This is a genomic window from Amycolatopsis heterodermiae, assembly GCF_034929455.1.
GTDB lineage: Bacteria > Actinomycetota > Actinomycetes > Mycobacteriales > Pseudonocardiaceae > Amycolatopsis > Amycolatopsis heterodermiae.
In genome coordinates this window covers 652,981-666,794 of record NZ_JAYFSI010000001.1, presented here as the reverse complement: position 1 = coordinate 666,794, position 13,814 = coordinate 652,981, and the positions used below count along the sequence as shown (strand labels likewise).

Genomic DNA, 13,814 nt, shown 5'->3' with positions numbered 1-13,814 from the left:
TGCGGAGTTCGGCGGACGCCCAGTCTCTCAGATACCGCGGGTCGGTCCAGCCGAGCGCGGCATGGCGAACGTCACTGGCCGTCGCCGGTTTCGTCCTCGACGGACGCCAGCGCGGCCTCGATGCGCTCCCGCGCACCCTCGAGATGCCGCTCGCAGACCTTCGCGAGCTTCTCGCCCTTCTCCCAAAGCGCGAGCGACTGCTCGAGGGACAGCCCACCGGCTTCGAGCTCGCGGACGACCTCGACGAGGCGGTCGCGGGCCTGCTCGTAGCCGAGTTCTTCGCTGGCTGTCTCACTCACGCTGGACGTTCTCCGACCTTCCGGGATGGGCTGTTGGCGCACACTACCGCGCTCGCCATCGCGTGGTCGTACCCGACGAACGCCAGCGCGAACTCCTGTCCGTCACCCTCCGCGATCGCCTCTTCGAGGTTTTCCTGCGCGCCGGCGACCCGCCGCCGGTGCCCCGCGCCCTCGGCGAACCACCAGCGCGAGCCGACCTGCATCGACGTCGCCTCGGACAGCCGCCGCAGCTGCGGGCCCAGGTCGCGGCGGGCGGCGGTACCGCAGCCCGCGAGCAGCGCGGTCCAGCACTCGGCGGCCGCGCGGTCGGTGCGGATCGCCTGGTCCAGCAGGGGACGCGCGCCCAGCCGCCGGGCCGCGTCCACGGTGAGCGGGAGGAACGTCGCCACCCGAAGGCTCACGCCTGTTCTCCTTCCGCCACCGCCGTGATCGCACCGTCGCCCACGCGCACGCGCAGCTGGGCACCGGCCTCGACTTCGGAGACGGAGCGGAGTACCTGGAGGTTGCCTGCGGAATCGAGGAACTGCACAACGGCGTAGCCGCGTTCCAGCGTCGCGGCCGGGCCGAGCGCCGTGAGCCGGGCCCGCGCGCTGGCGATTTCGGCCTGGTCCTTGGCGAGCAGCGTCAGCATGGCGCGGCGGGCGCGTTCGCGGTGCACGTCGACGTCGTCCTGGCGGCGCTGGACCGGGCCCAGCGGGTCGGCCAGCGACGGGCGGCTGCGCAGCTGCGTCAGCAGCCGGGCCTGGGTGTCGACCCAGCCGTGCAGCGCGCGGCGGCCGCGGTCGCGCATCTGCCGGACGCGCTCGGACTCCTCACGGACGTCCGGCACGATCCGCTTGCTCGCGTCGGTCGGCGTCGAGCAGCGCAGGTCGGCGACGTAGTCGAGCAGCGGGGTGTCGGGCTCGTGCCCGATCGCGCTGACCACCGGCGTGCCGGTGGCGGAGACGGCCCGGCACAGCGCCTCGTCGGAGAACGGCAGCAGGTCCTCGACGCTGCCGCCGCCGCGGGCGATGACGATGACGTCGATGTCGGGGTCGGCGTCCAGGATGCGCAGCGCGCGCATGATCTGCGGCACGGCCTGCGAGCCCTGCACGGCGGTGTTCAGGACCTTGAAGCGGACGTGGGGCCAGCGTGTCTGGGCGTTGACCAGCACGTCCCGCTCGGCGGCCGACGCGCGGCCGGTGATCAGCCCGACGCCCTTCGGCAGGAACGGGATCGGCCGCTTGCGCTGCGCGGAGAAGAGACCTTCGGCGGTCAGCAGCTTCTTCAGGCGTTCGATCCGGGCCAGCAGCTCACCGATGCCGACCGCGCGGATCTGGTCGGCGCGCAGGCTGATCGTGCCGCGGCCGAAGAAGAACGACGGCTTCGCGTGCACCACCACGCTGGCGCCCTCCCGCAGCGGCGGCTCCATCTCGCGGATCAGCCAGTTCGGGCAGGTCACGGACATCGACACGTCCGCCGACGGGTCGCGCAGCGTCAGGAACGCGGTCTGCGTGTTCGGCCGGGAGTTGACCTGGGTGACCTGGCCTTCGACCCAGACGGAACCGAGCCGGTGGATCCAGTCGCCGATCTTGCGGGCGACCGTGCGGACCGGCCAGGGTGCTTCGGCGGTGCTCGTGGGAGCCGGTGCGGATTCGGTGCTCACGAGCCTTCCGCGCCGTCGCCGGACTCCTGCGCCTTGCGGGCGTTGGCGATGCGGCGGGCCAGCATCCCGGTGAACGACGAGCGGTCGGCGTGGGCGCGCTCGTAGTCGAGGATCGTCTCGAGCTGGGGGATCGAGAACTGGCGCAGCCGGGCCCGCAGCTGCGGGAGGGTGAGCTGGTCGTAGCCGGTCAGCCCGGCGGGACCCTCGTACCCGGCGGCGCTGGTCTTGGGGATGTCGGCCTTGGCCCTCTTGTCGATCTTGGGGGTGCCGGGCTTCGGCTTGGTCTCGGTTTCGGGCGCGTCGAACTCACCGTCGGCGTGGTCCTCGGCGAGCGCGCGCTCCTCCTCGGCCCACGGGTCACCCAGTTCCGCTTCGAGACCGGACAGTGACGGACCGTGACCGTTGACCTCCGAACGGGGCTCGGGCACGTCGGCGACCGGCGTGAGGCTGGGCCGGACGGGCGGAACGTCGAGGTCCTCGTCGAAGGTCGCCCAGCTGGGGGTGTCTTCGACGGGCCGCAGGGTGGACAGCGCGTTGTCGCCCTTGATCGCCAGTTCGGTGACGTGCTGCTGCACCCGCATGGAGGCCTGCAGCACCTGGCTGACGACGGTCACCGGGAGCCCGGCGAGCTGCCGGGGAAGCTCACGAACCCGCTCGGCGGTGCTGACGGCGAGGCCCGCGGCGACCCGGAGGGGGAGCGGGAATGGCTTCATGCGTCTAGCCTGCCGCATTTACGCCATCCTGCCCAACCAAGCGGGTGGGTTCGGGCGCGTTGCGTGACCCCGCGCACACCACGACAGGGGGATGAAGCTCACCCGAAAGGGACTGCGGGCTCGTCGGCGGACAGCCCGTACCCTGGGTGCCATGAGTTCAGCGAGTCCCGGAATCGAGCCCGCGGGTACCCCGACGATCACCGGAACCGCCTCCGGCAAGAAGCGCGTGCTGCTCGCGAAGCCGCGCGGCTACTGCGCCGGAGTGGACCGCGCGGTGATCGCCGTCGAGAAGGCCCTCGAGGTCTACGGCGCCCCGGTGTACGTGCGCAAGGAGATCGTCCACAACCGGCACGTCGTCGAGACGCTGCGCGAGCGCGGCGCGATCTTCGTCGACGAGACGTCCGAGGTGCCCGAGGGCGCGCTCGTCGTGTTCTCCGCCCACGGCGTCTCGCCGATGGTGCACGCGGAGGCGGCGGACCGGAACCTGCGCACGATCGACGCGACCTGCCCCCTGGTGACGAAGGTGCACAAGGAGGTCAACCGGTTCGCCAAGGACGACTACGACATCCTCCTGATCGGCCACGAGGGCCACGAAGAGGTCGAGGGCACCGCCGGCGAGGCGCCGGACAAGGTGCAGCTGGTCGACAAGGCCGAGGACGTCGACAAGGTCGAGGTGCGCGACCCGTCGAAGGTGATCTGGCTGTCCCAGACGACGCTGTCGGTCGACGAGACGATGGAGCGCGTCGACCAGCTCCGCGAGCGCTTCCCGAGTCTGGCGGACCCGCCGAGCGACGACATCTGTTACGCCACCACGAACCGCCAGGTCGCGGTCAAGGCGATGGCGGCCGAGTGCGATCTGGTCCTGGTGGTCGGGTCGACGAACTCGTCCAACTCGAAGCGCCTGGTCGAGGTGGCCCTGAAGGCGGGCGCGCGGACGTCGTACCTGATCGACTTCGCCCGCGAGATCGACGAAACCTGGCTGGAGGGCGTCACGACGGTGGGCGTAACCAGCGGCGCGTCGGTGCCCGACGTGCTGGTGATGGAGGTCCTCGACTGGCTGTCGGAGCGCGGCTACGGCGACGTCGACGAGGTCACCACGGCGAACGAGAAGATCACCTTCGCGCCGCCGAAGGAGCTTCGCAAGGTCTGAGTCAGCACTGAAGGCGGTCACTTCCCTCGGGAGGTGACCGCCTTCAGGCGTTCGTCAGCGTTCTTCGTCGTCCCAGGGACGGTTCCGCCGCGGCGGGGCTCCTCGGCCACCCGACGACGGGCGGCGGGGCGGCGGCGTGTCACGGCCTTCTTCGCCCGGCGGGCGGGGGCGCCGGCGGGGCGCTTCTCCGCTGCGCGGCTCCCGGCGGCGGGGGTCGCCTTCCTCCGGACGGGGGCGCCGGTTGGCCGGCGGGGGCTTGCGGGTGCCACGGGTACCGGGGTCGCGCTCGGCGGGCGCACCCGCGCGGGGTGTGCGGCGGTCACCGTCCGCGGGCGGGCGCGGGCGACGGGGCGGCTCGCCTTCGCGGCCACGCCGAGCGCCTTGGGGCAGCGGCGTCTGACCGGTCCTGGAGCCGGCCGGACGCGGCCGTCCACTCGACGCAGCGCGGGGCTTTTCGTCGTCATCGTCCGGGCGTGGCTTGCCGCCCTTGATCTTCACCGGGGCGTCCGGGTCCTTCTCGCGGAAGATCCGGACGAACCCGATCAGCAGCGTGACGCCGGTGGTGATCGCCATCATCGGGAACGCGTTGATCAGCGGGGTGCCGATGCTCAGGGCCTTCGACAGCATGTCGTCGCCGCCCTGCGACCCGGAGGTCAGCAGGATCACGCCGGGCACGGTGACGGCCAGCACCAGCGGCGGCATCACCATCGGCCCGAAGATGCCCCGGCGCCGCACCGCGCAGACCGCGATCACCGCGCCCAGGACGTAACAGACCGTGAAGATGACGGGGATGTTGGCCTGGCTCGGCTTGCCGACGAGGGCGCCGACGACCGACAGGCCGAGGCCGACCAGGACCGCCGCCCACCAGGGCAGTCCACGCCTCGCACCGACGACTGGACGCTCGTCCCACGGCACGGGGACGTCGTCGGCATCTGGATCGCTCTGGCGATCGCGAATCGCGGTCACGAGACAACACCGTATCTCGTGGTTGTGAAGATCTTGCCAGCACCGCCGCCGACTTCGTTGTACCGCCACCCGGCGGCATGAGCCGAACGGTTGCGGGCAATGGGCGTGGAGCCATCTCCCAGCGTGCTCGATCGGGCCTGGCCGTCACCCGCCGTTGAGGGCATCGTTGCTGGTAGGACGAGTACCGGTCACCTGGTGGCCACCTTCCGGACGGCGTTCGGCGGTGTAGGCCGAACGGCCGCGTCGGGGTGACGTTCACCGAGGTCACAGGCGATCGCGCCGGGCCACCTGACGCTGCCGCCAGGGTCCACCCGTCCGGGGCAACGTCAACCGCGCCAAGTCAGGCCGCTGACGCTGTTCGGCTCCGCCCGCCCGGGTCGCGCGCCCGCCGAACAGCCCCGTTGCCTGGGCCGTCGCCGAGGTCGCTCCGCCCGGTTCTGGTAGGCCGCCGGTGGCCTCGCTCACCAAGCCGGTCAGGCGATTGCGGCCCTCCCTGGCGCACCTTGTCGCGCCAACCCAGGGCGCCTCGCCGTGACCGTGAGTCAGCTCGACGATGCCCGGCCCGCATCTCACCACGCGCTGCCGAACAGTCCGGTTTCCCGGGCCGTTCCGCACGGTGCCACTCATCGGCGCGGGCCTCGGTCACCAGGTCGGTCAGGCGCTCGCGGCCAACCCGGCTCGTCTCGCGTCGTACCGCACGGGTCATCTCGCCGCGGCCGTGCGCCAGACCGGTGCCGCTCGCCTCGCATCTCGCTGCGCGCCCGTCGAATGGTCCGACTGCCCGGGCGGCTCGCCGAGGTCGCACCGCGCGGTGCGGTGAGACGCCGCTCGTGAGGCAGGTCAGGTGATCGCGGGCGTTCCTGGTGCCTCTCGCCGTTCCGAGTGGGTCGTTCCGCCGTGACCGGTTGATCGGTGCCGCGGTGGTCCAGTCCTCTCAGCTTGCCGCCAGTTCGTCTCCCTTCCGCACCGTGGGGACCGCCGCCGGGCTGCCTGATGCGTCGGTCAGGGGGGCCACCGTTGCCCGGAACGTCTCCAGGGCCTCCAGCTCGCGCCGACGGGCCGAGAGGAAGCGCTGGAGGTGGGTGCTGGAGAGGTTGAGCGCTTCCACCGCGCCGCCCGCGGCCCGGTGGGCGGCTGCCGCGCCCGCTCGGACCTGCTCGACGTCCGCCTCCAGCGTGCGGTCGGTGGCTGCGAACAGGGCTGCCGATGCCAGTACGCCAAAACCCGTGGGCCCGCACAGGAACACCCGCCGGTCGATCAGCCAGCGCAGCAGTTCCGGGTCGGTGTCCAGCGCCGCGACCACGGCGGCGTCGGACGGGACGAACATGATCGTGCCGTAGATCGCGTCCGCCCAGCGTTGGTAGCCCTTGCCGGCCAGCTCGGCCGCCCGGGACCGGATCTGGCGGACGTGCGCGCGCAACGCGTCCAGCCGTTCCTCCGGGTTGTCCGTCTCGATCGCCTCGGCCCAGGTCGCCATGCTCGCCTTGGCGTCGACCGGCACCGTGCGCCCGCCGCCGACGCTCAGCACCATGTCCGGTTTCGCCGCGCCGCCGCCGGCCAGGTCCGTCTGCAGGGTGAAGTGCAGGTCCTCGCGCAGCCCGAGCGCCCGCGCCGTTTCGACCAGCACCTGCTCGCCCAGCTCGCCGCGCCCGCTGATCGAGGCGAACGCCACCTCGTACCGGCGCAGCGCGAGCTGTTGCTGATCCGCCTTCGCGCGCTCGGCCGCCACCAGCCGGGCCGCCGCGTCCGCGCGCCGCATCCCGTCTTTGTACAGCCGCCACAGCGCCGCGACCGCGATCAGCAGCAGGACCGCGAGCACGACCGCCGCCGTGGTCAGCACCGTCGCCACCTGAATCTCCTCCCTCCGGGCCGCCTGGATCGGACCGCGGAGACATCATGGCGGACCCCACCGACAAAAAACGCACCCGACCCGTCGCTCTGGGTAGCTGACCTGCAAACACTTCGACTTCGCGCAGGGCGTGTCCGATCTTGCGCGCCGCGGGCACTGTCGTGTTAGTACACACGTTCGAGTGAGGAAGCGGCGAGCCTTCGCGATTTCGTCGGGGCCGGGTCGTACCTTGGCCCGGTGAGATTCCTGCACACCTCCGACTGGCACGTCGGGCGCACCTTCCACGGTGCCGACCTGCTGGCGGAACAGGAAGCGGTGCTCGGGCACCTCGCCGACCTCGTGGCCGGCGAGGCGATCGACGCCGTCTTGGTGGCAGGCGACATCTACGACCGCGCGGTGCCCTCGGCCGAGGCCGTGCGGGTGGCCACCGCGGCCGTCGCCCGGATCCGCGCGGCCGGCGCGCAGCTGATCGTCACGCCCGGGAACCACGACTCCGCGCCCCGGCTCGGCGCGTTCGCCGAGTTCGCCGCGGCGGGTGGCCTGCACCTGCGCACCACCGTGGCCGGGCTGGCCGAACCGGTGCTGCTGGCGGACGAGCACGGCCCGGTCGCCGTCTACGGCATCCCTTACCTGGAACCGGAACCGTCGCGGCACGCGCTGGGCGTGCCGGACGCGCGCGGCCACACCGGCGTGCTCACCGAGGCCATGCGCCGGATCCGCGCGGACCTCGCCACCCGCCCCGGCGTCCGGTCGGTCGTCCTCGCGCACGCGTTCGTCACCGGCGGCGAGCCGACCGAATCCGAGCGCACCATCGCCGTCGGCGGCGTCGAACAGGTGCCGGGCTCGGTTTTCGACGACGTCGACTACGTCGCGCTCGGCCACCTCCACGGCCCGCAGACCCTCGCCGAGCACCTGCGCTACTCCGGCAGTCCGCTGGCGTACTCGTTTTCCGAGGCGCGGCAACGGAAATCGGTCTGGCTGGTCGACGTGGACGCCGGCGGGCTCGCCGACGTCCGTCGCCACGAACTGCCGGTGCCGCGGGCCCTGGCCGCTCTGCGCGGCGAGATCGAAGACCTGCTCGTAGCCCCGGAACACGATGCGGTCCTCGAGCACTTCCTGTCGGTCACGGTCACCGACCGGGTGCGCCCGGTCGACGCGATGCGGCGGCTGCGCGTGCGGTTCCCGTACGCGGTGCACCTGGAATGGGAGCCCGAAGGCGGGTACGCCGGCGCGCCGCTGCGGTACTCCGACGCCGTCCGCGGCCGCTCGGACATCGAGATCTCGCGCAGCTTCCTCGACGACTGCCGCGGCGCCCCGCCGAGCGAGCGCGAGGAGAAACTCCTGTTCCACGCCCTGGAAGCGGCCAACCGGGGGGCACTCGCGAAATGAGGCTGCACAGGCTGGAGGTCGAGGCCTTCGGGCCGTACCTCGGGCGCCAGGTGGTCGACTTCGAGGTGCTCGGCGCGGACGGGCTCTTCCTGCTCCACGGGGAAACCGGCGCCGGCAAGACCACGCTGCTCGACGCGATCGCGTTCGCGCTGTTCGGCGTGGTTCCCGGCGCGCGCAACGAAGCCAAGCGGCTGCGCTGCGACCTGGCCGAAACCGACCAGGTCACCGAGGTCGCGCTGGAGCTCACCGTGCAGGGCCACCGGCTGAAGATCGTGCGCAATCCCGAGTACCAGCGGCCGAAGCGGCGCGGCGAAGGCACGACGACGCAGCAGGCGAAGGTGTCGCTGAGCTGGATCGGCACCGCACCGGCCGGGCTGGCGCCGGAGGGCCTGATCCGGATCGAGGAGGTCGCGCGCACGGTCGAGCGGCTGCTCGGCATGACCGCGGCCCAGTTCTTCCAGGTCGTGCTGCTGCCACAGGGCGAGTTCGCCCGGTTCCTGCGTTCGGACACCGCCGAGCGCGAAAAGCTGCTGGAGCGGTTGTTCGGCACCGAGCGCTTCGCCGACGTCGAACGCTGGTTCGCCGACCTGCGGGCCGAGCGTGGCCGGGAGCTGGAGGCGCGCCAGCAGTCCGTGCGCGAGCTGCTGGCGCGGTACGCGCAGGAGGCGCAGGAGGATCCGTCCGAGTCGGAGCCGGCCGAGTGGGTCGGCGCTGTGCTCGCGGCGGCGGCCGAACGCGTCGGGCAAGTCACCGCGGAAGAGGAACGGGCGCGGTCGGCGGCCCAGCGAGCGGACGTCTACCTGCAGGAGGAGCGGGCCGGTGCGGAGAAGATCCGCCGCGTCCGCACCGCGCACCTGCGGCTGGTCGAGATCACCGAGCAGGCGCCGCAGCGCGCCGAGTGGGCCCAGGAGGTCGCGGCGGCCCGGCGGGCGGCGGGCGTGGCCGTCGAAGCGGAGCTGCTGGACCGGCGGACCGCGGAGCTGACCGAGGCCGAGCAGGCGGAGAAGGCCTGCGGCGCGGAGCTGCGGGAGTTCGGCACCCGCGCGACCGGCGACCTCAAGGTGCGGGCGGCGACCGCGCGCGAGGAGGCGGGCGCGGTCGCGGAGCTGGTCGCCGAGGCCGAGCAGCAGCTGGTCGACGTCATGCGGCGGGACGACCTGAAACTGGCGTCCGTCACAGCCGCGAAGCAAGTCGAAGAACTGACCGCCGAGCTGGCCGCGATCCCCGGCCAGCTGGCGAAACTGCGGGCGGACGCGCTCGCGGCGGCCGAAGCCGAAGCCAAGCTCGACGGGGCCCGTGCCCGCGTCGGCGACCTGACGACCGTGGCGCGCGACGCGGCCGAGCTGCCCGAGGCGGAGGCGAAAGTCGGCCGCGGCGAGGCGAAGCTGCGCGAAGTCGTCGACACGCACCAGGCGGCCCGGCAACGGCGGCTCGACCTGCGCGAGCGGCGGCTCGACGGGATGGCGGCCGAACTCGCCGCCGCGCTCCCCGAGGGCGCGCCCTGCCCGGTCTGCGGTTCGGCGGAGCACCCGGCGCCGGCCAACCGGGACGCGGAGCTGGTCGACCCGGCCGAGGAACGGAAAGCCGAGGAAGCCGAGCAGGCGGCGGACGCGGTGCGGCAGCGGGTCGTCAAAGCGCTGGAAGAGGCGAAAGCGCGGCTGGCCGGGCTGATCGAACGGCTCGACGGTCGCACGGCCGAGTCCGTCGCGGCCGACCTGACCGAAGCCCGCACCGCGGTCGCGGCGCTGACCCAGCAGGCGGCGGGGAAGGCGAAGCTCGGCCAGCAGGTCGTGCTGCTGGAACGGGATCTGGAACTGCGGACCGAACGGCGTCACCGGGCCGAACAGGCGGTGGCCGAGGCCACGGCCGACGTCCGGGCCCTCGACGAACGGCTGGCCGAGCGTGAACGCCGCTTGGTCGCCGGGCGCGGTGAGTTCGCGGACGTCGGCGCGCGGCGGACGCACCTGATCGGGCTGGCCGAGGCCCTCGAAGCCGTGGCCGAGGCGCGAACGGCCGTCGCGGGCGCGCGGGAACGGGTCGCGCAGCAGCGTGCGCTGGTCGACACCGCGGTGCAGGCCAAGGGCTTCGCGTCGCTGAAGAAGGCGCGTTCGGCGATGCTGCCGGACGAGCAGATCGAGAAGCTGGAACAGGGCATCGCCGAGGCCGAAGCGGCCGCGGCGGGCGCGCGGGCGCTGCTGTCCGAGCCCGACCTGTTCGGCATCTCGCCGGACGACGTCGCGGACGTCGGCCGCGCGACCGACGCGGCGCAGCTGGCTCGGGCCCGCGCCGACTCGGCGTACGCGGCGCTGCGGGTCGCGACGACCCAGCACGAAGAGCTGGCCCGGCTGGCGGGCCTGCTGCGCAAGGCGCTCGCCGGGCTGGCGCCGGCCGAAGCCGAATACACCGAGCTGCGCGCGCTGGCGGAGGTCGTCAACGGGCGCGGGCAGAACAGCCGGAAGATGTCGTTGCGCTCGTACGTGCTGGCGGCGCGGCTGGAAGAGGTGGCGGTCGCCGCCACGCACCGGCTGCGCACGATGAGCCAGGGGCGCTATTCGTTCGTGCACTCGGACGCGGCCGGGGCGCGCGGCACTCGCGGCGGGCTCGGCATCGACGTGCTGGACGACTATTCGGGCACCATCCGCCCGGCGAAGACGCTGTCCGGCGGTGAGTCGTTCCTGGCGTCGCTGGCCCTGGCGCTGGGCTTGGCGGACGTCGTCGCCGGCGAAACCGGCGGCGCGCTGCTGGACACGTTGTTCGTCGACGAGGGCTTCGGCACGCTGGACGCCGAAACCCTGGACGTCGTCATGAACATCCTCGACGAGCTTCGCGCCGGCGGCCGGGTGGTCGGGCTGGTGTCACACGTCGAGGAGCTGCGCCAGCGCATCCCGACGCGGCTGCGGGTCCGCAAGGCCCGCACGGGCTCGACATTGGAGGTGCGCGCGGGCTGAGCACTCGGCCAAGATGAAGTCATGACGGAACAGCCGCCCGAGGGCCTGCCCCGCTACCGCCTGCTCACCGGTCCGGACGACGCGAAGTTCTGCCACCGGGTGAGCGAGGCACTGGAACTCGGCTACCGCCTGCACGGCTCGCCGGCGGCGACCTTCGACGGCAACCAGGTGATCGTCGCGCAAGCACTGCTCTGGCCAGGCGAACAGGGCTGAGGCCCCGGCCACCTCACGGCTGCGATGTGCCGACCTCCGGCGCCGGATCCGCGCGCCACAAGTACATCCCGGCGTAGGAACACCACGGTGTCCACCGCCGGGCCCGGTCCGCGACGTCCTTGATACCCAACGCCGCCGCGCCGCGACCCAGGGCGGCGTCGCCGGTCAGCAGGACGTCCGGAGCACCGAGGACGCGCATCAGCACGTAGTCCGCCGTCCACGGCGTGATCCCCGGGCACGCGAGCAACTCGGCGCGCAGCTCCGCCGCGTCCCGGCCGACGTGCACGTCCAGCCGGCCCTCGGCCAGGGCGGTCGCGACGCCGGTGACGTCGCCCGGTAGTCCGGCCGTCGCGATCTGGGCGGCCGTCGGGAACAGCCGCGTGACGCCCTCTTCCGCCGGCACCTGCTCGCCGAGGACATCGAGGACGTCTCGGCCGAGCAGGGCACGCAGCAGCAACTCTTCCCCGTCGACCGAGCCGGGGACCCGGATCCCCGGCACCGCCGTCACGACCGGCGCCAGCGCGGGGTCGGCGCCGAGCACCCGGGTGACCGCGGCCGGGTCGGCGTCGAGGTCCAGCAGCCGGCGTACCCGGCTGACCGCGCTGCTGAGATCCCGCAGGTCGGCGAGGTGCAGCTCGCAGCGCACGTGGTCCGGTGCCGGCGTCAGCCGCACGACCCCGGTGCCGTGCGCGAGCCGCAACGTCCGGGCGTACGACTCGTCGGTGACGCTCTCGACGCCCGGCACCGCGCGGTCCGCGAAGAAGCGAAGCAGCCCGTCGGCGTCGAAAGGCGGCCTGAACGGCAACCGCAGGCTGAGCCGCGTCGCGCCCTGGTCGGCGTCACGACGTCCGCGTCGCAGGCTGGCCGCGCGAAGCTGCGAAGGCGTCGTCGCGAACACCTCGCGGATCGTCTCGTTGAACTGCCGCACGCTGGAGAACCCGGCCGCGAACGCGACGTCGGTCAGCGGCAGCCCGGACATCTCGATGAGCAGCCGCGCCGAGTGTGCGCGGTGCGCCCGGGCGAGCGCGAGCGGGCCCGCACCCAGCTCGGCGGTGAGTACCCGGCCGAGCTGGCGCTCGGAGTAGCCGAGGCGTCGTGCGAGACCCGGCACGCCTTCGCGTTCGACGGTCCCGTCGGAGATCAGGCGCATCGCCCGCGCAGCGAGGTCGGCGCGCAGGTTCCAGTCCGGCGAACCGGGCACGGCGTCGGGCAGGCAGCGGCGGCAGGCGCGGAAACCGTTGGCCTGCGCGGCCGCCGACGTCGGGTAGAAGCGCACGTTCTGCACCTTCGGCGTCGACGCCGGGCACGACGGGCGGCAGTAGATGCCGGTGGTGCGGACCGCCATGATGAACTGGCCGTCGAAGCGCGGGTCGCGGGCGGTGACCACGCGGTAGCAGCGTTCCGCGTCCCGCCAGAGCCCGGGCGCTTCGGTTGTCGTGACCATGAATCCGAGCATGCCAGCAGGTCAACGCCGTCGCTGGCGAGAATCCGACACGACGTTCGCCCTGGTCGTGAGCCCTGGCGGCGGTCGCGGACCGGCCACGTAGACTTCGGGGTCGTGAGCCTCACCCTCGGTATCGTCGGCCTGCCCAACGTCGGCAAGTCCACCCTGTTCAACGCGCTGACCCGCAACGACGTGCTCGCCGCGAACTACCCGTTCGCGACGATCGAGCCGAACGTCGGCGTGGTGCCGCTGCCGGACCCGCGGCTGGACAAGCTGGCGGAGCTGTTCAAGTCGGAGAAGATCGTGCCGGCAGTGGTGTCCTTTGTGGACATCGCGGGCATCGTGAAGGGCGCCTCCGAGGGTGCCGGGCTGGGCAACAAGTTCCTCGCGAACATCCGTGAGGCCAACGCGATCTGCCAGGTCATCCGCGTGTTCGACGACCCGGACGTGATCCACGTCGACGGCCGGATCGATCCGCTGAGCGACATCGAGACGATCAACACCGAGCTGATCCTGGCCGACCTGCAGACGCTCGAGAAGGCCGTCTGGCGCTTGGAGAAGGAAGCGCGGACCAAGAAGGAAGCGAAGCCCGCGCTCGAGGCCGCGCAGAAGGCGAAGGAAATCCTCGACAGCGGCCGCACGCTCTTCTCCGCGCAGAAGGACGTCGACCTCGAACTGCTTCGCGAGCACAGCCTGCTCACCACGAAGCCGTTCCTGTACGTGTTCAACGCCGACGAGGCGATCCTCACCGACGAAGCCCGCCGCGAGGAGCTGACCAAGCTGGTCGCCCCGGCGGACGCGGTGTTCCTCGACGCGAAGGTCGAGGCGGAGCTGCTGGAGCTGGACGACGAGGAGTCGGTCCGCGAGCTGCTCGAGTCGGTCGGCCAGCCGGAGCCGGGCCTGTACTCGCTGGCCCGTGCCGGGTTCCACACCCTGGGCCTGCAGACGTACCTGACCGCGGGTCCCAAGGAGTCGCGCGCCTGGACGATCCCCCAGGGTGCGACGGCCCCGCAGGCCGCGGGTGTCATCCACACGGACTTCGAGCGCGGCTTCATCAAGGCGGAGATCGTCTCGTACGACGACCTGATGGACGCCGGCTCGATGGCGGCGGCCCGCGCGGCGGGCAAGGTCCGCATGGAGGGCAAGGACTACACCATGGCGGACGGCGACGTCGTGGAGTTCCGCTTCAACGTGTGAG

The 13,814-nt window shown here is 72.4% G+C and carries 12 protein-coding genes; 5 read left to right on the top strand and 7 right to left on the bottom strand.

Annotated elements, in window-relative coordinates:
- Window positions 1–71: 71 nt before the first annotated feature.
- From VA596_RS03200 to VA596_RS03185, 4 genes are read right to left on the bottom strand one after another with little or no spacing between them, the layout of a single operon-like run.
- Complete coding sequence (locus tag VA596_RS03200) at window positions 72–299, bottom strand: exodeoxyribonuclease VII small subunit (RefSeq protein ID WP_323323409.1); 228 nt, start codon at window positions 297–299, stop codon at window positions 72–74.
- Entirely contained in the window at window positions 296–700 is a 405-nt protein-coding gene (locus VA596_RS03195; RefSeq protein WP_323323407.1) for a hypothetical protein, read from the bottom strand. Before VA596_RS03195 ends, VA596_RS03200 begins: the two co-directional genes overlap by 4 nt.
- Complete coding sequence (gene xseA, locus VA596_RS03190; RefSeq protein WP_323323405.1) at window positions 697–1,944, bottom strand: exodeoxyribonuclease VII large subunit; 1,248 nt, start codon at window positions 1,942–1,944, stop codon at window positions 697–699. Before xseA ends, VA596_RS03195 begins: the two co-directional genes overlap by 4 nt.
- A complete protein-coding gene (locus tag VA596_RS03185; RefSeq protein WP_323323403.1) occupies window positions 1,941–2,657 on the bottom strand; it encodes a lipid droplet-associated protein in 717 nt (238 codons plus the stop codon). Before VA596_RS03185 ends, xseA begins: the two co-directional genes overlap by 4 nt.
- A gap of 151 nt (window positions 2,658–2,808) precedes the next feature.
- On the opposite strand from VA596_RS03185, the gene VA596_RS03180 reads away from it, so the two are divergent.
- Window positions 2,809–3,807, top strand: coding sequence for a 4-hydroxy-3-methylbut-2-enyl diphosphate reductase (locus VA596_RS03180; RefSeq protein ID WP_323323401.1), 999 nt, complete (start codon window positions 2,809–2,811; stop codon window positions 3,805–3,807).
- A 54-nt stretch (window positions 3,808–3,861) separates the two neighbouring features.
- Here VA596_RS03180 and VA596_RS03175 read toward each other — a convergent pair whose 3' ends face one another.
- Together VA596_RS03175 and rmuC are read right to left on the bottom strand one after the other, a co-directional pair.
- A complete protein-coding gene (locus tag VA596_RS03175; RefSeq protein WP_323323399.1) occupies window positions 3,862–4,773 on the bottom strand; it encodes a DUF6542 domain-containing protein in 912 nt (303 codons plus the stop codon).
- 934 nt (window positions 4,774–5,707) lie between these two features.
- Window positions 5,708–6,622, bottom strand: coding sequence for a DNA recombination protein RmuC (gene rmuC / locus VA596_RS03170; protein WP_323323397.1), 915 nt, complete (start codon window positions 6,620–6,622; stop codon window positions 5,708–5,710).
- Between the two features lie 237 nt (window positions 6,623–6,859).
- Between rmuC and VA596_RS03165 the strand changes: the two genes are divergently transcribed.
- The 3 genes from VA596_RS03165 to VA596_RS03155 are packed head-to-tail and all read left to right on the top strand — an operon-like array spanning window position 6,860 to window position 11,172.
- The gene (locus VA596_RS03165; RefSeq protein ID WP_323323395.1) at window positions 6,860–8,011 is read left to right on the top strand and encodes an exonuclease SbcCD subunit D; all 1,152 of its coding nucleotides are present in this window, start codon (window positions 6,860–6,862) and stop codon (window positions 8,009–8,011) included.
- Window positions 8,008–10,959, top strand: a complete 2,952-nt coding sequence (locus VA596_RS03160) for an SMC family ATPase (RefSeq protein ID WP_323323393.1) — start codon at window positions 8,008–8,010, stop codon at window positions 10,957–10,959. The genes VA596_RS03165 and VA596_RS03160 overlap by 4 nt, the downstream gene beginning before the upstream one ends.
- 21 nt (window positions 10,960–10,980) lie before the next feature.
- Window positions 10,981–11,172, top strand: coding sequence for a DUF1737 domain-containing protein (locus VA596_RS03155; protein WP_323323391.1), 192 nt, complete (start codon window positions 10,981–10,983; stop codon window positions 11,170–11,172).
- Between the two features lie 13 nt (window positions 11,173–11,185).
- On the opposite strand, the gene VA596_RS03150 is transcribed toward VA596_RS03155, so the two are convergent.
- The gene (locus VA596_RS03150) at window positions 11,186–12,616 is read right to left on the bottom strand and encodes a DNA-3-methyladenine glycosylase 2 family protein (RefSeq protein ID WP_323323389.1); all 1,431 of its coding nucleotides are present in this window, start codon (window positions 12,614–12,616) and stop codon (window positions 11,186–11,188) included.
- 114 nt (window positions 12,617–12,730) lie between these two features.
- Between VA596_RS03150 and ychF the strand changes: the two genes are divergently transcribed.
- Window positions 12,731–13,813, top strand: a complete 1,083-nt coding sequence (gene ychF / locus VA596_RS03145; protein ID WP_323323387.1) for a redox-regulated ATPase YchF — start codon at window positions 12,731–12,733, stop codon at window positions 13,811–13,813.
- Window position 13,814 lies beyond the last annotated feature (1 nt).

Bases quoted from the DNA above. Each gene is read 5' to 3' on its own strand.
- VA596_RS03180 (WP_323323401.1), top strand. From the start codon at position 2,809: ATGAGTTCAGCGAGTCCCGGAATCGAGCCCGCGGGTACCCCGACGATC.
- VA596_RS03160 (WP_323323393.1), top strand. From the start codon at position 8,008: ATGAGGCTGCACAGGCTGGAGGTCGAGGCCTTCGGGCCGTACCTCGGG.
- VA596_RS03185 (WP_323323403.1), bottom strand. From the start codon at position 2,657: ATGAAGCCATTCCCGCTCCCCCTCCGGGTCGCCGCGGGCCTCGCCGTC.
- VA596_RS03155 (WP_323323391.1), top strand. From the start codon at position 10,981: ATGACGGAACAGCCGCCCGAGGGCCTGCCCCGCTACCGCCTGCTCACC.
- VA596_RS03150 (WP_323323389.1), bottom strand. From the start codon at position 12,616: ATGGTCACGACAACCGAAGCGCCCGGGCTCTGGCGGGACGCGGAACGC.